Genomic DNA, 526 nt, shown 5'->3' on the forward strand with positions numbered 1-526 from the left:
CCTGGACGCCCTGCGCTACCGCGTCGGCTGGCGGCCCCTCGCCGGTGTCCCCGCCTCCGGCGCCCTCTCCGGGCGCTGGCTGGTGGTGGAGTCGGCCGCATGCGCCGGTGACGCGTGGGCCGTGTCGGTCCGGGAAGCCCTGACGGCTGCGGGTGCCGAGGTGGAGGTGCTGACGCATGAGAGCGGTGCGGGTCGCGCCGAACTCGCCGGGCGTCTGGAGGGTGTGGGTCCCGTCGCGGGTGTGGTGTCCCTGTTGTCCCTCGTGAACGAACGCCATGGCGAGGCCGCCCCCTTGGCCGTCACCGCTTCCGTCACGCTCGTCCAGGCTCTGGGTGACGCGGGCGTGACGGCACCGTTGTGGGTGGTCACCCGTGGCGCGGTGTCGGTCGGCCGCTTCGACGGTGCCGTGGACGCGCTCCAGGCCGCCGTCTGGGGTCTGGGGCGTGTCGCCGCGTTGGAGGCGTCCGGACGCTGGGGCGGTCTGATCGACCTGCCTGCGCTGGTCGACGGTCGTACGGCCGGTCGC

General features: G+C 74.5%; 1 protein-coding gene. It reads left to right on the top strand.

Going from position 1 to position 526, the window contains the following annotated elements; genetic code table 11:
- Nucleotides 1-526: SpnB-like Rossmann fold domain-containing protein (locus AC5WS8_RS39355; protein ID WP_496108270.1), on the top strand; the 526-nt coding region annotated here is incomplete at both ends.

This window comes from Streptomyces sp. PTL18 (assembly GCF_059510295.1).